At 60.5% G+C, this 21,588-nt stretch carries 14 protein-coding genes; 5 read left to right on the forward strand and 9 right to left on the reverse strand.

Annotation, left to right across the window (positions count from 1 at the left end; genetic code table 11):
* Positions 1-213: 213 nt before the first annotated feature.
* From AKN84_RS15875 to AKN84_RS15885, 3 genes are read left to right on the forward strand one after another with little or no spacing between them, the layout of a single operon-like run.
* The gene (locus AKN84_RS15875; RefSeq protein WP_244485189.1) at positions 214-1,428 is read left to right on the forward strand and encodes a cytochrome c; all 1,215 of its coding nucleotides are present in this window, start codon (positions 214-216) and stop codon (positions 1,426-1,428) included.
* A 17-nt stretch (positions 1,429-1,445) separates the two neighbouring features.
* Positions 1,446-1,913, forward strand: coding sequence for a (2Fe-2S)-binding protein (locus AKN84_RS15880; protein WP_050421633.1), 468 nt, complete (start codon positions 1,446-1,448; stop codon positions 1,911-1,913).
* Positions 1,906-4,161, forward strand: a complete 2,256-nt coding sequence (locus AKN84_RS15885) for a xanthine dehydrogenase family protein molybdopterin-binding subunit (RefSeq protein WP_050421634.1) — start codon at positions 1,906-1,908, stop codon at positions 4,159-4,161. The genes AKN84_RS15880 and AKN84_RS15885 overlap by 8 nt, the downstream gene beginning before the upstream one ends.
* Before the next feature lie 803 nt (positions 4,162-4,964).
* Here the strand turns inward: AKN84_RS15885 and AKN84_RS45530 are convergent.
* The 9 genes from AKN84_RS45530 to AKN84_RS15930 all read right to left on the reverse strand — a co-directional run bounded on the left by AKN84_RS45530 (position 4,965) and on the right by AKN84_RS15930 (position 14,923).
* Positions 4,965-5,306, reverse strand: a complete 342-nt coding sequence (locus AKN84_RS45530; protein WP_128970869.1) for a hypothetical protein — start codon at positions 5,304-5,306, stop codon at positions 4,965-4,967.
* Complete coding sequence (locus AKN84_RS15890) at positions 5,296-7,092, reverse strand: adenylate/guanylate cyclase domain-containing protein (protein WP_244485168.1); 1,797 nt, start codon at positions 7,090-7,092, stop codon at positions 5,296-5,298. The genes AKN84_RS45530 and AKN84_RS15890 overlap by 11 nt, the downstream gene beginning before the upstream one ends.
* A gap of 20 nt (positions 7,093-7,112) precedes the next feature.
* Complete coding sequence (locus AKN84_RS15895) at positions 7,113-7,937, reverse strand: alpha/beta fold hydrolase (RefSeq protein WP_050421635.1); 825 nt, start codon at positions 7,935-7,937, stop codon at positions 7,113-7,115.
* A 583-nt stretch (positions 7,938-8,520) separates the two neighbouring features.
* On the reverse strand, positions 8,521-8,919 hold the full coding sequence (cyoD, locus tag AKN84_RS15900; protein ID WP_050421636.1) for a cytochrome o ubiquinol oxidase subunit IV: 399 nt from the start codon (positions 8,917-8,919) through the stop codon (positions 8,521-8,523).
* Positions 8,916-9,530 carry a cytochrome (ubi)quinol oxidase subunit III gene (locus tag AKN84_RS15905; protein ID WP_430649910.1) on the reverse strand — a complete coding sequence of 205 codons (615 nt, stop codon included), beginning with the start codon at positions 9,528-9,530 and terminating at the stop codon, positions 8,916-8,918. The genes cyoD and AKN84_RS15905 overlap by 4 nt, the downstream gene beginning before the upstream one ends.
* Positions 9,531-9,544: 14 nt before the next feature.
* Complete coding sequence (cyoB, locus tag AKN84_RS15910) at positions 9,545-11,533, reverse strand: cytochrome o ubiquinol oxidase subunit I (protein WP_050421638.1); 1,989 nt, start codon at positions 11,531-11,533, stop codon at positions 9,545-9,547.
* Positions 11,530-12,408: a ubiquinol oxidase subunit II gene (cyoA, locus tag AKN84_RS15915; protein ID WP_050421639.1), complete on the reverse strand. Its 879-nt coding sequence runs from the start codon at positions 12,406-12,408 to the stop codon at positions 11,530-11,532. Before cyoA ends, cyoB begins: the two co-directional genes overlap by 4 nt.
* 1 nt (position 12,409) lies before the next feature.
* The gene (locus tag AKN84_RS15920; RefSeq protein WP_244485170.1) at positions 12,410-13,495 is read right to left on the reverse strand and encodes a heme o synthase; all 1,086 of its coding nucleotides are present in this window, start codon (positions 13,493-13,495) and stop codon (positions 12,410-12,412) included.
* 612 nt (positions 13,496-14,107) lie between these two features.
* Positions 14,108-14,923: a 3-hydroxyacyl-CoA dehydrogenase gene (locus AKN84_RS15930; protein WP_347337344.1), complete on the reverse strand. Its 816-nt coding sequence runs from the start codon at positions 14,921-14,923 to the stop codon at positions 14,108-14,110.
* A 370-nt stretch (positions 14,924-15,293) separates the two neighbouring features.
* On the opposite strand from AKN84_RS15930, the gene AKN84_RS15935 reads away from it, so the two are divergent.
* Both AKN84_RS15935 and AKN84_RS15940 read left to right on the forward strand, forming a co-directional pair.
* Positions 15,294-20,873, forward strand: a complete 5,580-nt coding sequence (locus AKN84_RS15935) for an AAA family ATPase (protein WP_050421642.1) — start codon at positions 15,294-15,296, stop codon at positions 20,871-20,873.
* Positions 20,870-21,586, forward strand: coding sequence for a sensor histidine kinase (locus AKN84_RS15940; RefSeq protein ID WP_244485172.1), 717 nt, complete (start codon positions 20,870-20,872; stop codon positions 21,584-21,586). The genes AKN84_RS15935 and AKN84_RS15940 overlap by 4 nt, the downstream gene beginning before the upstream one ends.
* Positions 21,587-21,588 lie beyond the last annotated feature (2 nt).

Here is a 21,588-nt window from a genome sequence, read left to right on the forward strand (position 1 = left end):
CACGGATTGAGCATGTTGCTGAGCGGCAGCGCTTTCATATGCATGCTGCTCGCGCTCATCGTTGCCTTGCTCGCCTATTTGCGATTCGTGCGCGTGCCCTAGGCGCGAGCATGGCTTTAGGAGGTTCTCGTGTTCAAGAAGTTGCTTGTCGCGACTGTCGCGGTCGGATGTCTCGGGGTTGCAGGATTTGGCACGTTGGCGTGGCAGCCGGCCATGGCCCCGATCGCGCCTCCTGCGACGGCAAGCTTTGCGCCGGAGTTGGTCGCCAAGGGTGAAGCCCTTGCAGGCGGAGGGTATTGCGCGGCCTGTCACACGCGGAAGGGTGGAGAGAGGTTCGCCGGCGGCTACGCCATGGAAACCCCTTTTGGCGCGATCTTTTCGACCAACATCACGCCCGATCCGGAGACCGGCATCGGCAATTGGTCGGAGGCAGCTTTCGCGCGTGCGATGCAGAAGGGCGTTTCACGCGACGGCTCACATCTTCTCCCAGTGTTCTCCTACGACCATTTCACCAAACTCTCCGATGATGACGTGCGTGCCCTCTACGCCTACTTCATGACCAGAACTCCAGTTCATGCCACGCGGCGGCCGAACGGCATTCCATTTCCGTTCAACATCCGCTACCTGCAGGCGGGATGGAAGCTACTGTTCTTCCGGCCTGGTCGCTTCGAACCTGACGTCACGAGGAGTGCGGAGTGGAATCGCGGCGCGTACCTCGCGCAGGGCTTGAGCCACTGCGGCGCCTGCCATACGCCCCGCAACCTGCTTGGTGCGGAGAAGTTCGGCAACGCTTATGGCGGCGCAGTGATCGACAACTGGGTCGCGCCGCCATTAACGGCCGGAAATGCCGCGCCGACGCCCTGGACACACGATGAGCTCTACGATTACCTGCGCACCGGCGCAAGCAAGCTGCATGGAACCGCCGCAGGGCCGATGTTCCCCGTCGTGCAAGGGTTGCGCGCGCTGCCCGACTCCGACATCCGTGCGCTCGCGACCTATTTCGCCGAACTCGACAAAGCTGCGGAGCGACTGCCATACGTCTCCGGCGCGGTGAGCCTTGCCATGTCCAGCACATTGGCCAAGGAGGGCGCGCCGATCGATCCCGACGCGCGGCTCTATATCACGGCTTGCGCGTCCTGCCATTACAACGCGACCAACGCGCCGCTCGCGACCCGGCCAGACCTGTCGCTCAACAGCGCCGTGCATCTTGCTGATCCAAGCAACCTGATCCAGGTCATCCTGCGCGGCATCGGCACCGAGGAAGGAATGCCCGGTGTCGTCATGCCTGCCTTCGGCGACGCCCTTAGCGATTCCGACGTTGCCCGCATCGCCGCGTACCTGCGGCGAACTCGCACGGACCTTCCGCCGTGGCCTGACCTCGCTGTGAAGATCGCCGCGATCCGGCGCCAGTACGAAGCAGCAAAGTAATCCATTGGAGATCGAACATGACGTCGTTTCACATCAATGGCCGCTTGGTGATCGTCGATGCAGAAGATGACGCACCCCTGTTGTGGGTCATTCGTGACGCGATCGGCCTGACCGGCACGAAGTTCGGCTGCGGCATCGGCATGTGCGGCGCCTGCACGGTTCATGTCGGCGGCCGACCGACGCGTTCTTGCGTAACGCCGCTCGTCAGCGTCGCCGGCGCCGAGATCACGACCATTGAGGGGCTTGAAGGAAAGCACCCGCTCCAAACCGCCTGGGCCGACCATCAGGTCCCCCAATGCGGCTACTGCCAATCGGGCCAGATCATGCAGGCTGCGTCACTCATCAGGGACTTTCCCGCACCAACCGATGAGGACATCGACGCCGTCATGGCCGGCAACTTGTGCCGTTGTATGGCCTACGTCCGCATCCGCAACGCCATCAAACAGGCTGCCGCCCAAGCCCGGAAGGTTGCCGCCGATGAGTAAGCTCAAGGGTCAACCCACTCTCTCGCGCCGCGCATTTCTAATCGGTTCGGCCGGGACCGCCATCGCGTTCGGCTTCGCGGGGACAGAAGCCACCGCCGACGAGTCGAGCCCGTTCGAACCTACAATTTGGTATAGCATCGATCGTAGCGGCATCGTGACCATTAACATCACACGCGCGGAGATGGGCCAGCACGTAGGCACCGCTCTGGCCCGCATCCTCGCTGACGAACTCGAAGTCGACTGGAGCAACGTTCGTATCCTGGCAGTCGATACCGATCCGAAGTGGGGCGTAATGATTACGGGTGGCAGCCGTTCGGTCTCGGACGGTTTCCCTCTTTACAGTCGCGTCGGTGCCGCGGGCCGGATTGCGCTCATCGAGGCGGGCGCCAAACTGCTGGGCGCCAGCCCTTCCAATTGCTTGGCGCGCCAGGGTGCCGTGTTCGCCGCAAATCAATCCATCTCTTACGGGGAGATTATCAGGCGCGGCGGGCCCGCGCGCAAATTCACACCGGACGAGCTGGCTGAGCTGCCCATTAAGGAAGCCTCGGAGCGGCGCCTTGTCGGAAAGAAGGCCGATGCCCTGGACATTCCAGCGAAGATCAATGGCACCGCGCGTTACGGCATCGATGCTTCCGCGCCGGACATGGTTTATGCGCGACCAAAGATTCCTCCGACTCGTAATGATTCGGTCGTCCGGTCGGTTGATGATTCCGCGGCCAAGCGGATCAAAGGATATCTCACCAGCCTCGTACTGGAGGACCCCTCCAATACGGTGCCCGGATGGGTGGTCGTCTGCGCGACATCGTATCCAGCGGCGATCCGCGCCGCCGACCTCGTGAAGGTCGATTGGACCACGGGCAGCGCTACGGAGGTCTCCGAGCAGGATATCCTCGACTACGGTGCGAAGCAGATCGCAGCATCAAGCGGCGGCGCGCTCGTGGTTGACGACCCAGGGGTCGATTCTGCCTTTCAAGCGGCCCGATCCGTTCTCGAGCGGACATACACTACCGGCAGCGTCCTGCATGCCCAGCTCGAGCCAGTGAACGCTCTCGCGTTTGAGAAGGATGGCCGCTTCGAGATCCACACTGGTAGTCAATGGCAAAGTCTGATCCTGCCAGTGCTCGCCAAAGCGCTGCAGCTACCGCAAGAGCGCATTATCATGCGCACTTATCCGATGGGCGGAGGGTTTGGCCGCAGGCTCGACAGTGACTATGCGGTTCCCGCGGCGCTGGCGGCCAAGGCGATCGGCAAGCCGGTAAAACTGGTCCTGACACGTCCCGACGACATGCGCTTCGACACGTTTCGCTCGCCATCGATTCAGACGTTGCGGCTGGCATTCGATGCCCGGGGAAAGGTGACCGCGATGGAGCATCACGCGTCAGCCGGCTGGCCAAGCGCCATAGTGGCGCCGGCCATCATGCACAAGACGCGCGACGGAACGCCATATGATCAGGATGCCATTGACGGCGCCGACCATTGGTACAGCGTGGGCGCGCAGCGCGTGCGCGCGCTCTCGAACACGCTCGCGAACACCAGCTTTCGCCCGGGCTATTTGCGCTCCGTCGGGCCCGGATGGACGAACTGGGCCGTTGAGACTTTCATGGATGAAGCAGCGCGGATGGCCCAAGTGGACCCTGTCATCTTCCGGGTCGGGCTGTTGGACGGCGCCGGCCGCAATGCAGGTGGGGCGCCCAACGCGATTGGAGGCGCAAAACGTCAGGCAGCAGTGCTGAAGCGAGCGGCGGAAAAAGCTGGGTGGGGTGCTGTTATGCCCAAGGATACGGGGCTGGGCGTTGCCACCACATTTGGCCAGGATCGGGCCATGCCCACATGGGTCGCTTGCGTCGCGCGGGTCCACGTCGACCGGCCCACTGGCGCCGTGACAGTGGAAAAGCTGACAATCGTTGTAGACGCAGGAACCATTGTCCATCCCGACGGCGCGCTCGCGCAAGTGGAAGGCGGTGCCCTCTGGGGCCTGAGCATTGCGCTCCATGAAGGAACCGAGTTCGTCAAAGGCCAGGTGAAGGACACCAATTTCGACAGCTATACGCCACTGCGCATTGGTGACGTGCCGGCCATCGATATCGAAATCATCGACAGCACTGAGGCTCCGGTCGGCCTCGGCGAGCCTGGTACCACTGTCGTCGCGCCCGCCATCGGCAATGCAGTTTTTGCCGCTACCGGGATCCGCTTGCGTCGCCTTCCAATCCGTCCGGCTGACGTGCTTGCGGCACTCAGAGCACGGTGACTGGCGTGGCGCCCGTACATTCCCGGCCAGACCGATCTTCGATGAGATTGAGGAGATCGACTGACAGCAATCAACGGAGCAGCAAATGACTATCCAAGCTAAACCTTGCTTAGGCTACTGGGCCGCGTACTACATGAACCGCGATGGAGGCTGGAGCGTGGCACGCGACGCGCGCGGTCACAGCATCCGGTGCGAGAGCGAGAAGCTAGCGCTTTCGGTCGCCCACTATCGCCGTCGTCGCCTCGAGCCATTGCGAAGGGGAAACGGCGACGCCCGCCTTTGGTCCAGACGCTGACTTCAGCCACTTCCTCGGCCAAGTCTGGGCGGAAGAGCTGCTCCCGATGGAATATCCGCCTCACCGGACAAGCGTGTCCGATCCGTGGATTTCGAATTCCGCTGTGATTTTGAAGGTATCCATGACCGCACACACAAGCCCCAGATTCAGACCTTCTGCTGGCGGCTCAATGATGGCAATTTGATCCGTGGGCGAAGCGAAAGATGCTACACCGTGGTGCCATACCATCATTTTCCGGAGGTTCGGGAAAACGCACATTTCCGAGGGACTTCTGCGCTAGGTGGCGGTGGCATGCCCCAGCGCATTAGGGTCATTTCGCGCTCGTCACAGGCATTTCAGAACATGTAGTACCACTGCCGTAGAATTCGCTTGGTCTAGCTGATCCCGATACCGGCCAGAAGCGCGGCGGTCCGTCGGCCGTAGCGCGCTCCTCGAGCTGCCGGCGATGCCATCTGCGAGGCACAGAAGCGGTGCTGCTCGAGGACCGACTTGGCCTCAATTGTTCCAACTAAGGTATTCCGCATGCGATCTGATCGCGGGTTGCGTCGGTCTCGTGCATGTAGCGCACCGCGTCCAGCGCGCCCACGCGTTCGGGCTGATTCCAAACGGCGCCTGGGAATCGACGTCGCCAACCGCACGCATTGATTTCATCATCAGGTCCGCCGATGAGCGAGAGACGGCATTGAATCTGATACGTTCCAACCCCCATTTCGAGCGACAGACAGCGGGGCAGCGTCTCGATGCCGGCTTTGGCCGACGGGCATTGGCTCGCATCAGCATTGCGCGTGTGGCTTGGACCAAACACTGCTCCCAGTCGCTTGCAAGCCTGCGAACTGCCGTCATTCGGCAAGCCCTGCCATCCGCAAGCCGGCTTTGAAGCGCGAGAGATGTTCGTGCCGACGTACAGGAAGAAGAATGTGGACGTTTGAAACCTGAAGTTCAGGGTCGAGCGCTCGCAGCTCCGTTACGGCGCGAGCGGCTGCTTCGCCGTCGCCTCTTAAAGCGTTGCTTGCGGCAGCGATCCTTAGGGCTGCGTGATAACGAGGTTGCAGCCGCCAAGCTCGTTCTGCCCAATCCGCAGCGTCATCATATTTCTCGGCAAGAAAATGCGCCAACGCAATGCCTCCGTAGAGCGCGAACAGCAACGGATCAAGAGGACTCATTCGCATAGCCTTTGCGAAATGATCGAGAGCCAGCTGTACATCCCCCTGATACGCGGCGACCCAGCCACGGCAACCCGACGCGCTCACTGAATTTGGATTGAGTATTAGGGCACGATCAATATGACTCGCGCCTGCTTCTAGATCACCACAGACGAACGCAAGGGCATACCCGCCCCAAGTGAGCGCGACTGAATCACCCCTGTCTAACTCCACTGCGCGATGGGCCAACCGGGCAGCTTCTGCCGGCCTAAAATCCCGGCGCGGAGCCCATGCGTTTGCCTTTCGCCAAACGTAACACCAAGCAGCCCCAGCGTAAGCTGTGGCAAAGCCTGGGTCCATCTCTGTTGCCCTATTAAACAGGGACAGTGCGCGCTCATTTCCATCGCGGGTCCACTCGTGAACATTTGCCAATCCGCGCAAATACAGATCATAAGCGCATAGATTTTCGACTGGTTTCCGCTGCGCGCGTGCGATCTCCGCTTGTTGCACACTTGGCGCGATACTTGCTGCAACGCGGCCGGTGACTGCATCTTGAAGGTCAAAAATATCTTCCAGTATGCCATCGAATCGATCGGCCCAGATATGTGCGCCGGTTGGCGCATCAATCAATTGGGCGGTGATGCGGAGTTTATTGCCTGCTTTCCGCACGCTGCCCTCTAGAACATAGCGAACGCCAAGCTCATGACCGACCCGTTTGACGTCAGCCGCTTTGCCTTTGTAGGTGAATGTCGAATTGCGTGCGATTACGAATAGCTCCCGAAACCGCGACAGCGCAGTTATGATCTCCTCCACTACGCCATCAGCAAAATACTCCTGCTCGGGATCACCACTCATGTTTTGGAACGGCAACACAGCAACTGAGGGCTTGTCCGGCAACGGCAGGGGAGATAGCGCGGACGCAGACGGGCGGTCGAGCTTCACTCGGTAGATGCGGACCGGCCTGGCTATATTCTTGAGTTGCTGCTCGCCCGCGTCGGCGAACACCGCGACAGTTTTGCCCTGAACGTGCCGATATGCATCTTCGGAGACACAGATGCCGCCGGGCTCAGCAATTCCTTCAAGCCGAGATGCAACATTCACGCCGTCGCCCAGGATGTCGTCACCCTCGATCAACACGTCGCCCAGGTTAATGCCGATGCGGAACAGCATACGCCGATACTCCGGCACACCCGTATTCCGCTCGGTCATGAGCCTTTGGACAGCGATCGCCGCCTCAACTGCAGCAACGATCGACGAGAACTCAACCAAAAAGCCGTCGCCCGTTGCCTTGAATACCCGACCGCCTCGACCAGCCAGAATTGGATCAACCGCCACGCGGTGCTCGCTCAGAGCCTTAGCCGTGCCGGCTTCATCCAAGCCCATCATCCGGCTGTATCCGGCAATATCGGCGGCCAGGATGGCGGCAAGCTTCCGGGACGGGTGCATGCCCTCTCCCGTGCGGGTCGATCGCGACGATGCTGGCACCTGCGGCATTTGAGCCTCATCCCGTCGGGTCAGCGCGGTGATATCGGATCTGAAACGGGAAGACCGGCCAGCGTGGCGCCGCCGCGACCAACTGCAGGTAGGTTATGACCTACGCTCTTAGAGACCGACGTGATGAAGTCCGAGATGATCTTCGCAACGGACTGCGGTCGCTCCGCCTGTGGCCAGTGTCCTGCGCCAGCTACCGGGATCCGCGAGGCGTTTGGAAAGCGCATCGAGACATTCATCGACATCGCTGCGGTGACAAGAGGATCCTTATCGCCTGTCGCAACCAACACCGGACCATTAAAGACGCTCGGCTTGCGCCCTTCAGCGACGCCCTCGTTCCACGCCCTTGCCAGCGCTACCATGACCTCGCGTTTGACATCGCGACCCAATCCAGTGAGGAATTCCAGCGTGCTCGGCTCGGGCGGCTGCCCCATCAATTGGCGCCGAGCATTGCGCTGAGCTTCGACGCCACCGTCCGTCGCACCGAACGCCCTCGTTATACCCAAAGGGCCACGTACGCCGCCCAGCGGCACAGGTGAGAGCAGCAAAAGTCCAGCGACGTTCTTGGGCCGGCGCGCGGCGGCCAGTTCGACAATCTGTGTTCCCATGCTGTGACCTACTAGAACGACCTGCATACTCATCCGATCGATCAGTGCGCCAAGATCGTCGGCATAGCGATGGAGAGTGAAGGGTCCTTCAGCTGCCCACTCTGATCCCATTCCAGCGAGGTCAATCGTTGTCCAGCCGGAGACGACCGCGGCGCCCAGGACATCCAAGACTGGGCGCCAGATTAGGCCGGAATCAAGAAAGCCGTGAACCAGTATGATGGCGGGCGCGCGATCGGACATCAGAGCGTCCCGCCAATGCGCGCGATGGAGAGAATGCTGATCGAGCCAGTAGCGCGCGGAAGTGCGCTCCCGATCAGAGAATTGTAGGCGTGGGGCGGGTCGCGCGTGGTGCCGTCAATTATCATCTCAAACTCCTCCTAAGCTTTCCGAGAATCGCTCTAGTCTCTCGCGGCTGACTTGGTCTTCCGCACTTTGCGCATACCGTGTCGCGCCAAACTGCGAATGGCCTCATGGGCTTTCGTTCAATGTCACAGTTGGTTTCGCTCAACGTGCCATCGTTGGCTTCTACTTGCCGCACATGTGCCGGGGTTGCGAGTATAGTGTCACGAAACGTGCCGAATCTTTGGGAAGCAGAAGGAAGGCCACGTGTGTCGGATCAGCCAAGATGAATGGACGGCTGGCAATTCTCGGCCGTTGGGACTCCGCGCGGCGAAATCTTGCACCGGAGGATGTGGCCGAGGATGTCGCATGCGAGCCCTAGCCTCCATCGCTGAGGCCCAGAGGTCAACGCAAGTCTTGGCTCGGGTAGTCATTTGCTGTTCCGTTGAGCGCTGCATCCGTCGCAAGGCGGATGTCCTGCTGGTCAGCGCTCTATTTGCAAATTCATCATTTCGGTATGCGGCATCATATTCTCATTCAGGTTGGCCATAATCACGAGCGAGCCCCCGAGAACCAGGAAGACGATGAGCACGCCAAAGGCGAGCGCCAGCACGTTATTGGTGCTGTCGGGGCCAGTCGTGATGTGAAGGAAGAACACCAGGTGGACGCCCATCTGCGCGATGGCGAGGACGGCGAGCCCTGCCGGCACGCCTGGCGCCCAGATTACCGAGGTGTTTGCCACCCAGAAAGACGTGACCGTCAGGATCACAGCCAGCAGCAAGCCGATCGTGTACACAAGAAAGCCGGAAGATGCGTTCTGCTCCGAGGCCGGGATCGCCGGCAGGTCTCCCGGTGCAACATGCCAATGTGTTTCGGTGGTCATGGAAGGACTCCCATCAGATAGACAACGGTGAAAATAAGAACCCAGATGATGTCGAGCGCGTGCCAGAACAGGGAGAAGCAGTGCAGGCGGCGCACCACGACGTCCTGAAAACCTCTCAGTGACAGCTGAACAATCATGAGAACCAACCATGCCAGTCCGACGGTCACGTGCAGCCCGTGACTTCCGACCAGCGTGAAGAACGCGGACAGAAATGCGCTACGTTCGGGCGCCGCTCCGAGCGCAATCATGCCCTGGAACTCGCGGAGCTCGAGTTTGAGAAATGCCGCTCCAAGGAGGAATGTCACCACGGCGCCAAGGAAGGTCGCGAGATATCGCCGCGAATTGATGGCCAGGGACATCATTCCACAGCTGTAGCTGGAGAGCAGGAGGAGCGCGGTCTCCATCGCGACGTTGCGCTGGTCAAACAACTGAACCGTGGTCAGGCCGCCCGCGCTCGCCTTTGCGAGCACGGCATAGCTCGCAAACAGCGCCGAGAACATCACGATGTCGCTCAGCAGGAAGATCCAGAACCCAAAGCCGGCGATGATCCGCTTGGGTGCGGGACCCGCCTCGCTGATATCGAGCGATTCGCCCTGGCGGACTGCATTCATTTCAACCGCGACGTTCATAGCGAAACCTCCACCGGGTGTGCGCGATCGAACAGGTCGACCTGATCTGCGGGAATCTCGACCTCGTCCTTCGTGCGGAACATGAAGGCGAGCAATGTCGCGGCCGCGCCGAGAACTCCGAAGCCCGCCATCCACCAGATGTGCCAGATCAGGGCGAAGCCGCTAACCACCGCGAAGAACGCGGTCGCGAAACCGACAGGGCTGTTCTTGGGCACTTCGATCGGCTGGTATGCGTGCTGCCGCACGGGCAACCTCTGCTTCGCAAGCACGCGCTGCTTGTGTGCCCAGAAGGCATCGAGCTCATGGACACGCGGCAGCACCGCAAAATTCCAGGCCGGGGGCGGTGATGCAGTAGACCATTCCAGGGTACGGCCGTTCCATGGATCGCCTGTCGTGTCACGGAGCTGCTCGCGGTGGCGAATAGACACCACGATCTGGACAATCTGACAGATGATTCCGGTCAGGATAACGAGAGCGCCGACCTCCGCGACCAAAAGCCAGGGCTGCCATGCGAGGACATCGTAGTGCTGCAGACGGCGGGGCATGCCCATCAGCCCCGTCACGTAGAGCGGCATGAACGCCAGGTGGAAGCCGATGAACCAGCACCAGAAGGCCGCCTTGCCCCAGCGCTCATCCAGCCTGAAGCCGAATGCCTTGGGAAACCAGTAATTGTAGCCGGCCATGCACCCGAACAGGACACCCGGGATAATGACGTGATGGAAATGGGCGACCAGGAAGACGCTGTTGTGGACCTGCCAATCGACCGCCGGCAACGCCAGCAGAACGCCCGTCAGGCCGCCGAACACGAACGACATCATGAAGCCGATCGTCCACAACACCGGCACGGTGAACCGGACGCGGCCGCCGTACATCGTGAACAGCCAATTGAAGACTTTGACGCCCGTCGGCACGCCGATGATCATGCTCGTGATGCCGAAGAAAGCGTTGACGCTCGCGCTGGCGCCCATCGTGAAGAAATGATGGAGCCAGACTGTGTAGGAGAGCACGCAGATCGTCATGGTCGCGAGTACCATCGAGCGATAGCCGAACAGCGACTTACCGGAGAAGGTGGCGGCCACCTCGGAAAAGATGCCGAATGCGGGCAGCACCAGGATGTAGACTTCGGGATGCCCCCAAACCCAAAACAGGTTCACATACATCATCGCGTTACCGCCGGCATCCACGGTGAAGAAGTGAAAGCCGAGGTAGCGATCGAGAAGGAGCATCGCGAACAGCGCGGTGAGCACCGGGAACGCCGCCACTATCAGCAAGTTCGATGCGAGCGCCGTCCAGCAGAAAACCGGCATGCGCATGTAACTCATGCCCGGTGCTCGCATCTTCAGGATCGTGGTGACGAAATTGACGCCGCTCAACAAGGTCCCAATGCCGGAGAGTTGCAACGACCAGAGATAGTAGTCGACGCCGACGCCGGGCGAGAATTGCAACTCGCTGAGCGGCGGATAAGCGAACCAACCGGTCTTTGCGAACTCGCCGACCGCAAGCGAGACGTTCGTCAGGAGTACGCCGGATGCGGTGAGCCAGAAGCTGATGGAATTCATGGTAGGAAATGCCACGTCGCGGACGCCGAGTTGCAGCGGGACGGCAAAATTCATCAGTCCGATCACAAGCGGCATGGCCACGAAGAAGATCATGATCGTGCCGTGCGCGGAGAATATCTGATCGAAATGCTCCGGCGGCAGGTATCCTTGCGCTCCGCCGGCTGCGACGGCCTGCTGCGTGCGCATCATGATTCCGTCCGCAAAGCCGCGCAGCAGCATGACCAGCGCCAAGACGATATACATGACGCCGATGCGCTTGTGATCGACGGAAGTGATCCACTCGCGCCAGAGATAGGGAACGTAACCCTTGAGCGTGACCCAAGAGAGGATGGAGACGATGGCAACCACCATGCCGCCGACCGTGCCCATGATGATCGGCTGATCGAGGGGAACAGCGCTCCAGTCCAGTTTGCCGAGTAGAGTCATTTTTCTGCCTTCATCGATGTGGGATAGCCTTGGCACAACGCATCGTCGGACTGCATGGATGACATCCGGATGCTGTCAAAGAGACCGGGCGCGACCGAGTGATAGGTGAACGGCGGCACGGCAGCGCTAGGCTTGGCGAGATCGGTATAGCCCTTCGAATCCAGCACCGGACCAGCGCTGCGGGTTGAAGCGATCCACTGCGCAAAGCGTTCGGGTGGCATCGCGTCGACGTTGAAGTGCATATCGGCGAAGCCGTCGCCGCTGAAATTGGCCGACAGGCCGCGATACGTTCCTGCGTAATCGGCTCGTAAGTTCAGCCGCGTCACCATTCCGGCCATGGTGTAGATCTGGCCGGCAAGCTGCGGCACGAAGAAGCTGTTCATCACGCCCGAGGATGTCAGTTCGAAGCTCACCGGCGTTCCGACCGGAATAGTCAAGTGATTAACGCTGGCGACTCCCAGTTCCGGATAGATGAACAGCCATTTCCAGTCGAGCGAGATGGCTTGAACCTTGATAGGCCTCGTAGAAGAGGCAATCGGTTTGGGCGGATCGAGATCATATGCGGCAATCCAAGCTACCGTGCCAGTGAGCAATACGGTCATCAGCGGGATCGACCAGATGAGCATCTCGACGCGGCCGGAATAGACGAAGTCCGGCCGGTAGCGTGCCCGCTCATTCGATGCGCGGAACCAGAAGGCAACGCCAAGCGTCGCGATGATTACCGGGATTACGATCGCAAGCATAATGCCGGTCGCGTTGATTAAAATCTGGCGTTCGGCAAGAGCGATCGGCCCTTTGGGATCGAGCACGCCTCCATCGCAGCCGCCGAGGATCATGGCACTGAGCAGGACCGCTGCAAGCAAACCGTATCGCATACTAGACCTCCCGTGTGCTGAGCTTGACAAGATGGCTTCCGCTGCGAGCGACGCAGGGCAGCGCATCGGAGTTGACCCATCCGATGTTGTGGTCAGCGCGCGGGCTAGGTGCCGACGAATTCAGACGGCCGCCGTGATCGATCAGAAGCGCCGCAAATAGCGCGAACAAATAGAAAATGGAAAACAGGAACAGCCTGTGGGCAGCGCGACGGTCGGCTCCAGTGCTCTTGTTCAGCTGGTGTGCGAACAGAAGGAAGGGCGCGCTGCAGACCGCGGCGATCACGCCATAGATCACGCCTGCAAAGCCGAGCACCCAAGGCAATTCGGAGGCGACAACGAGGAGGACGCTGTAGATCGCGATCTGCCGCGTTGTTGCGGCCCGTCCCGCAACAACCGGCAGCATGGGAACGCCGGCGCGGGCATAGTCGTCAGCGCGATTAAGCGCGAGAGCCCAGAAATGGGCCGGTGTCCAGAGAAAGATGATGAGGAAAAGCGCAAGCGGCTCGAGTGCAGTTTGTCCGGTTGCCGCGGCCCATCCAATCACGGGCGGCAGCGCGCCCGCCGCACCGCCGATAACGATGTTCTGGGATGTGCTCCGTTTCAACCACGCCGTGTACACGGCAACGTAGAATAGAATCGTGCAGGCCAGCAGGGCGGCTGCTGCGAGGTTCGTTGCCAAAGCGAGAGCTGTGACTGCGAAAACCCCAAGGACGAGGCCAAAGACAAGCGCCTCAACCTTCGAGACCTTGCCGCGGGGAATTGGCCGCATCGCCGTGCGAGCCATCACCGCGTCGATATCGGCGTCATACCACATGTTCAACGCACCGGCGGCTCCGGCGCCGGCTGCGATTGCGAGAATTGCAATGAAGCCATGGAGTGGATCGAGGCTGGTCGGCGCAACTATCAATCCGACGAACGCGGTGAAAAGCGCGAGCGCCATTACGCGCGGCTTCATCAATGTGACGAAGTGGGGTAGCCGCTTCAACACATTCGGCCGTGAGGCCAAGGAGCGACGGGGTAACGGAATCGCTGTGGTATTCATGGTAGTCGATTCCTCAAGCCAGAGAGTTGTCTGTGTGAAATCCACTATTTCGCCGGGCGATCTCGGCGGGAGAAAGCACCGCGGTCGGTGGCTGAAATATGCGGTAGTTGCGGTGGGCGATCAGGACGATATCGACATCCGTCTGCCGCAGCGTGCGTGCCGCGGCGTTTCCGGCAAAGCTGGCGCCACGATGACGACGCGCTTCCGCTCTCGGTGGGAAGCCTCGACGCCTGGGGGCGTTGTCAGGCTCAGTCTCTCCAAACATCAAACTCATAGGTGCACCTCGTTAGTGCTCATTGTCATTGACAGCTTCAGCGAGGTTCTCTCGGGAACGATGATCTCAGCGCTCTCGCCGTTCGGGTTCGCTACGGCATACCGGGTCACGAGAAAGCGTTAGTTTGCAGCGCGCTGGCTTGCCCGGTGTGGGGACTGCGCTTAGCGGATCTGGCTTCACCATGATCAGGAACATGGCGAAGCACAGGGCTCCCATGAGGAACGTGACCACGGTCAAGAAGTGTTTCATGGGTGGCTCCTGCGCATTTCCATCTGACGCCGCGGTGACCGCCTCTCAAATTCCAGCTCGCTCCACAAGACACGGCGCGACGCCATCAACTGCCGCGGCAGACTATTCAACCGGCACGAGCGTCGGGCTCTTGTTTAGAGTTCGGCGTAGACGATGCCGGTGAGGTTGCCCTGGGCGTAGAGGAAGTTGCGCTCGTTCTTGCCATCGAGATCGGCGGAATAAATCGAGCCGGCGAGGTCGGTGACGAACATCCGGTTGCGGGGCACGTCGAGGGCGATGCCGATGCCCTCCATCAAATGCGTGACCACAATCTCCGGGTCGGCCCTTGTGTCGATCGGCGCGCGATTGACGGTGTTGCCGCGCGGGGGGTCGCCGCGCTCGGTCCAGTAGAGAATGCGGTTCGTCAGATCAAGCTCGAGGTCGATTGGCTCCGGCAAGCGATCGAACAGCACCTCGATGTCGGATCGGTTCGTAGGGGTCTCGCCCGTCGGGATGTCGATGTTCGCGCGGGAGATGCGGCCCTGCTCGCCATTTTCGGGGCCCTTCTGCGTCCAGTAGATTTTCTTGAACTTCGGATCGATGGCGATGCCGATACACCAGCGGGTCTGATCGCGCGCATCCTTGTCGCCGCGACCGGTCTCGACCAGCGTTTCGACCTGCGAGCCGTCGAGATTCGCGCGCATCACGCGCATGCCCTCGCGGTCGCACCAATAGAGCTTGCCGTTCACCTTATCGACGTGGATCTGCTTCGGCGTGTGCGTAACGCCCTGCAGGACAATGACCTTTTGATTGGCGCCGTCGAGGTCGGCGCGCTCGATCGAGCCGTCGTTGAGAGGGGGGATACCCATGTTGGACCAATAGATGTGACCGGCCTCGGAATCCACGCCGATGCCGTCGGGAAAGCGGCAATTCGTGACGATGGTCTTGCGGTCGGAACCATCGGGGTTCATCGAGTGAATGCGGCCTCCGCTTAGTTCGAGAACGAAGAGTCGACCGGAGCGGGGGACGCCCGATGATGTCTTCGGCTTAGTTGCTTCAAGCGTCGTCATCGTCGTTCCTTCGATGTCGGTGTTGCGTGGTCGCAACTTGCCTTCGTTGGCCTATATTTGACGCAGAGCGGCTGCTGTCGGGAGTTAAGCATTGCGAATCGCGCCGAATTACTGGGAACGAGCGTGTGCCGGATCAAGCAAGATCGATGGACGGCTGGCATCTCTCAGCCATTGAGGTACAATTTCTGCAGGGCGGAGAGGCGCCGCATGGCGTACACTAACCGTGCTTGGTCCCATTCATCCCGGAAGGCCCGACCTCGGAGTTCGTTAGTTGTTGCAGCATTCACTGACCAGCGTTTACTCGGATGGCAGCTCTCAGATCCTCTGGGAAGACGGCGAGCGCGTCTTTCATCGCGGCTGGCGGCTCGACAATGTCGGTAAGCCGCACGCCGTGCTGCTCGTTGCCCCTGCCGCCGACCACCCGTCTCGTTTGATCCTCGATCACTTCAGTCACGAATACGAACTGAGGGACGAACTCGATAGTGCATGGGCAGTGCGGCCATTGGAGCTCGTGCGCGAAGCCAATCGAACCATGCTGGTGCTCGACGATGCGGACGGCGAGCCGCTCGAGATGTTGCTTGGCGCACCCATGGATATCGGGCGCTTCCTGCGCCTCGGCTGCACGATTGCTTCGGCTCTGGGTAAGCTTCACCAGCGCGGCCTCGTCCATAAAGATGTCAAGCCGAGCAACATGCTACTCAACGCGGCGACCGATGAGGTTCGGCTGACCGGGTTCGGCATTGCGTCGCGTTTCGCGCGCGAACGCCAGTCGCCTCAACCTCCCGAGACGATTGCCGGCACACTTGCCTACATGGCACCGGAACAGACCGGGCGGATGAATCGGTCGATCGATGCGCGAAGCGACCTCTACGCGCTTGGAGTCACCTTCTACCAAATGCTCACTGGTGTTTTGCCGTTCGCCGCTGCGGAGCCAATGGAATGGGTGCACTGCCATCTCGCCAGGCGGCCGGTGCCGCCTGCCGAGCGGCTGAAGGAAATTCCCGGCGCCATTTCAGCGATTGTCATGAAGCTGCTCGCGAAGAGAGCTGAGGACCGCTATCAGACCGCCGCCGGTCTCGAGCGCGATCTTCGACACTGCCTGATCGAATGGGAGGCACAGGGCCGGATCGACGATTTTACGCTGGGCGAACACGACACGCCCGACCGGCTTGTGATTCCCGAGAAGCTCTACGGCCGGCAGCGCGAGGTCGAGGCCGTGCTCGCCTCCTTCGATCGTGTCGTCAACGGCGGCCCCGCGGAATTGGTTCTGGTCTCGGGCTATTCCGGCGTGGGCAAATCCTCGGTGGTCAACGAGATCCAGCCGGTGCTAGTACCGCCGCGCGGCCTCTTCGTCTCCGGCAAATTCGATCAGCTTAAACGCGACATTCCCTACGCGACGCTGGCACAAGCCTTTCAGAGCCTGATCCGGCCGCTGCTCGGTAAGAGCGACGCTGACCTTGCGCCATGGCGCGATGCACTGCGGGAAGCGCTGGGACCGAACGCAGGACTGATGGTGGATCTTGTTCCTGAGCTGAGGCTCCTGATCGGAGAACCGCCGCCGGTCGTTGAGCTTCCGCCGCAAGACGCGCAGCGCCGCTTCCAGTTGGTGCTTCGGCAGTTGATTGGCGTCTTCGCTCGACCGGAACATCCCCTGGCGCTGTTCCTCGATGACTTGCAATGGCTCGACGCGGCGACGCTCGACCTTTTGGAGGACCTGTTGAGCCGGTCCGATCTCCGCAATCTCCTCCTCATCGGCGCCTTCCGCGATAACGAGGTCACCGCAGCGCATCCGCTCATGTGCAAGCTGGAGGCGATCCGCGCAACCGGAAGGGTGCAGGATATCAAGCTGGCGCCCCTGACAACCAAGAACGTCGGAAATCTCATCGCGGACTCGCTCCGCTGCGACGCCGAGCAGGCGGATCCGCTCGCTAGACTGGTGCACACGAAAACCGACGGCAATCCGTTCTTCGTCATCCAGTTTCTCCACGTGCTCGCCGACGAGGGGCTGCTGGCCTTCGATCACGAGCAGGGGCAATGGTCTTGGGACCTTGGTGGCATTCACGCCAAACGATACACCGACAACATCGTTGAGCTCCTGGCCGGGAGGCTGACGCAGCTATCGCTTGAGACGCAGGACGCCTTGCGGCAGCTCGCTTGCCTCGGCAACGTTGCCGATTTCAATATCCTTTCGATCGTTCTGGGAACGCCTGAGGAAAATGTGCACGCCGCTCTGGCGGACGCCATGCACCTGCAATTGATTGATCGTTCCGATCGCTCCTACAAGTTCGTTCACGATCGGATGCAGGAGGCGGCCTACGCGTTGATCCCGATAGGTTCGCGCGCCGAGGCGCATTTGACAATCGGACGGCTGCTCTTGGCAGAGGCCCCGCTGGAAACGCGCGATGAAGCGGTCTTTGAAATTGTAAACCAGCTCAACCGCGGCGCACCGCTGATCACCTCACCGGAGGAACGCGAGCGGCTTGCAGAGCTGAACCTGGCCGCCGGCAAACGCGCCAAGGCGTCGACGGCCTATGCCTCGGCGCTCACCTATCTCGTTGCTGGCGCGGCTCTGCTGCCGGAAGACGCATTGGAGCGCCAACACGAGCTCTCGTTTGCGCTGGAGCTGAATCGCGCCGAATGTGAGTTCCTGAGCGGCGCGCTGGCGGAAGCGGAGCAACGCTTAAAAGTACTGTCGCCACGTGCCGCAACAACGGTCGAGCGCGCCAGCATCGCCTGCCTGCTCGCGGAGCTGTACACGACTCTTGGTCAGAGCAGCCATGCTGTCGCGGTCGGCCTCGACTACCTCCGGCATCTGGGCATCGAGTGGTCGCCACACCCAGCGGAAGAGGAGGCGCGGTGCGAGTATCAGCGGATCTGGTTGCAGCTCGGCAGCCGATCGATTGAGGATCTAGTCGACTTGCCCTTGATGAGCGATACGGGATCCCTCGCGACACTTGAGGTCCTCACCAGGATCATAAACCCCGCATTCTTTACAGATGCGAATCTATATGCCTTGATCGCCTGCCGGGCAATCAATCTCAGCCTCGAGCGAGGCAACTGCGACGGCTCGTGCTTTGCTTATGCTGCGCTCGGCGTGGTCGCTGGCGCGCAGTTCCGCGATTATCAGGCCGCATCTCGCTTCGGCCGGCTCGGCTGCGATTTGGCCGAACAACGCGGCTTGAAGCGGTTCCAGGCCCGCGCTTTCATGCTTTTCGGGAACATGATTATGCCTTGGACAAACCATGTTCGGGCTGGCCGCGATCTCGTGCACCGCGCTTTCGAAGTCGCCAATCTGACCGGCGATCTCACTTGCGCTGCCTACTGCGGCAATCAATTGAACACGAACCTTCTCGCGGCGGGCGATCCGCTCCCCGAGGTGCAGCGCGAGGCCGAACATGGTCTCTCGTTCGCGCGAAAGGTGCAGTTTAGCTTCATCACTGACATCATCGGTACACAGCTCGCGCTGGTACGAACGCTTCGCGGGCTTACCCCGACATTCGGTTGCTTCGACGATGGGCACTTTGACGAACTTCAGATGGAGAGTCATTTGTCCAATAACTCGAATTTCGCCCTTGCCGAATGCTGGTATTGGTGCCGAAAGCTCCAGGCGCGCTTCCTTGCTGGGGACTATGGGGCCGCCGTAGAAGCCTCGGAGAAGGCGCAACAACTGTTGTGGACATCGGCGTCCCTCTTCGAAACCGCAGAGTATCATTTCTATGGCGCACTCTCGCAGGCGGCGGCTTGCAACACCGCAGCACCGGAGTCGCGCCGGCAGCATGTCCAGGCTTTGATCGCGCACCAACTTCAGCTCGAACTCTGGAAGCAGCACTGCCCGGAGAACTTCGAGAACCGCGCCGCGCTGGTCGGCGCTGAGATTGCCCGTATCGAGGGACGCGCGCTTGAGGCCATGGACCTTTACGAGCGCGCCATCGCCTCGGCACGCGCTAACGGCTTTGTCCACAACGAGGCGCTCGCCTACGAGCTGGCTGCTCGCTTCTACTTGACACGCGGCTTCGAGGAGATCGCGCACCTCTACCTAAAGAACGCGCGGGATGGTTATCTCCGATGGGGCGCCGACGGAAAGGTGCGGCAACTAGACCAGCTGCATCCGCGGCTGAGGCAGGACGAGCAGCGCACGACGGCCCCAGCGGGTACCATCGAAGCGCCTGTCGAGCAGCTCGATCTCGCGACCGTGATCAAGGTGTCGCAAGCGCTCTCTGGCGAGATCGTGCTGGAAAGACTCATTGACAAACTCTTGTGCGCAGCCCTCGAGCACGCCGGCGCCGAACGAGGCCTTCTGATAGTCCCGCGAGGTGATGAGCTGCAGGTACAGGCGGAAGCGGTCTCTAGTGGAGAGAACGTAACTGTGCATCTGCGGGACGAGGCCTACCGCACGGCGGCGCTGCCGGAGTCGTTGGTTCGCTATGGAACGCGCACCCATGAGACCGTGATTCTCGATGACGCTTCATCTCAGCACGCTTTTTCGGCCGATCCTTACATTATTAAGAGCCGTGTGCGTTCTGTTCTCAGTCTGCCGTTGATCAATCAGGGAAAGCTCACAGCGGTTCTCTACCTTGAGAACAACCTGACGCCAAACGTTTTCACGCCTGATCGCGTCACGGTATTGAAGGTGCTGGCCTCGCAGGCGGCGATCTCACTTGAAAATTCACGGCTCTATCGCGACCTAGCAGATCGCGAAGGAAAGATTCGAAGCCTGGTAGACGCAAACATCATTGGAATCGTCGTTGCTGATCTCGAAGGCCGGGTTCTCGAAGCCAATGACGCGTTCCTGCGTATTATGGGATTTGACCGTGATGACTTGCGTTCCGGCAAATTGAGCCGGACCCAATTGACTCCGCCGGAATGGAGCGACCGCACCGCGCGCGCCCGGGAAGAATTCGAGATGACTGGCACGGTGCAACCCTTCGAGAAGGAGTATTTTCGAAAGGATGGCAGCCGCGTGCCCGTGCTGGTCGGCTATGCGGCGTTCGACGAACAACGAGACCAAAACGTTGCATTCGTGCTCGATTTGACCGAGCGCAGGCGGGCGGAACAGGCGGTCCAGCTACGGACAACACTCGATTCCATCCCGGCGATGGCTTGGCGCGCCAGGGCCGACGGCTTCACCGAGTACATCAACAAACGTTGGTTGGACTACACGGGGATCTCGCTCGATCAAGCGCTGGGTTGGCAGTGGTTTGCGTTGATCCATCCCGACGACGCTCCGCGCCTGCGGGACACCTGGCTACAAGTAATAGCATCCAAAAAAGCTGGAGAAGCCGAAACCCGCCTGCGCGGCTCCGATGGATCGTATCGCTGGTTCCTCATTCGTGCTGAGCCTGTGCGCGACGAGGCGGGAGCGATGGTCGCTTGGTATGGCACCAGCACGGATATCCAGGACCTGAAGACAGCCGAAAGTGCCCTGCGACGGAGCGAGGCCGAGTTGGCCAACGTCAAGCACGTGCAACAAACCCTTGATTCAATTCCGGTCGTTGCCTGGCGCGCCAAAGCCGACGGCTTCGTTGAGTATCTCAACAAGCGGTGGCTCGACTACGCGGGGGTCTCCCTAGATCAAGCGCTAGGTTGGCAATGGGTTGCGTTGATCCATCCCGAAGACCGTCCGCGAGTGCATGATATCTGGCTGCGATGGCTTGCATCTGAAAAGCCGGGCGAAGTGGCAGCCCGCATGCGGCGCATGATGGATCGTATCGCTGGTTCCTGCTTCGCGTGGAGCCTTCGCGCGACGACACAGGAAGGACTGTTGCGTGGTATGGCACCAATACAGACATCGAGGATCGCACGCAGGCGTTGGCACGGTTGCGGGAGATGGAATCGGATTTCGCGCACATGAACCGCGTCAGCACGATGGGAGAATTGGCTGCTTCGCTCTCTCACGAAATCCTGCATCCGATCGCAACCGCCCGCAACAATGCTCGTACGGGGATGCGGCTCTTGGAATTGAATCCACCGAATCTGGGTGAGGTCAGGGAAGCGATCGCTTGTGTTGTCAGGGACGCAGACCGAGCCAGGGACATCGTCGTGCGAATGCGTGATCACGTCAGAAAAGCGCCACCGCGAAAGGAGCGCTTTGATCTCAATACGGCGATCAACGAAGTGCTCGTATTGGCGCAAAGCGTGACCCAGAGGAATGGCGTTTCGATCCAGACGCGGCTTGCGGATGGATTGCTTCCGGCTCTGGGAGATCGCATTCAGCTGCAACAGGTCTTGTTGAACCTGATTCTGAACGCGACTGAAGCAATGGGCTCGGTTGAGGAGGAGGGGCGCCAGCTGGTGATCAGCACCGAGCAGCACCAGGCAGGCGCCCTCGTGGCCGTACGCGATTTCGGACCTGGCATTGATCCGGCGCATCTAGATCGAGTGTTCGACGCGTTCTACACGACGAAGTCCAGTGGAACAGGCATGGGGCTTTCGATATGCCGCTCCATCATCAATGCTCATGGGGGCAAGCTATGGGCGGAAGCGAACGAGCCTCGCGGGGCTTTGTTTCAGTTCACCGTACCCGGAGCTAAAAGAGAGATCGCGAGCACGAATGCCGGAGGCTGATG

The sequence above is a fragment of the Bradyrhizobium tropiciagri genome, assembly GCF_001189845.1.
Taxonomy (GTDB): Bacteria; Pseudomonadota; Alphaproteobacteria; order Rhizobiales; family Xanthobacteraceae; genus Bradyrhizobium; species Bradyrhizobium tropiciagri.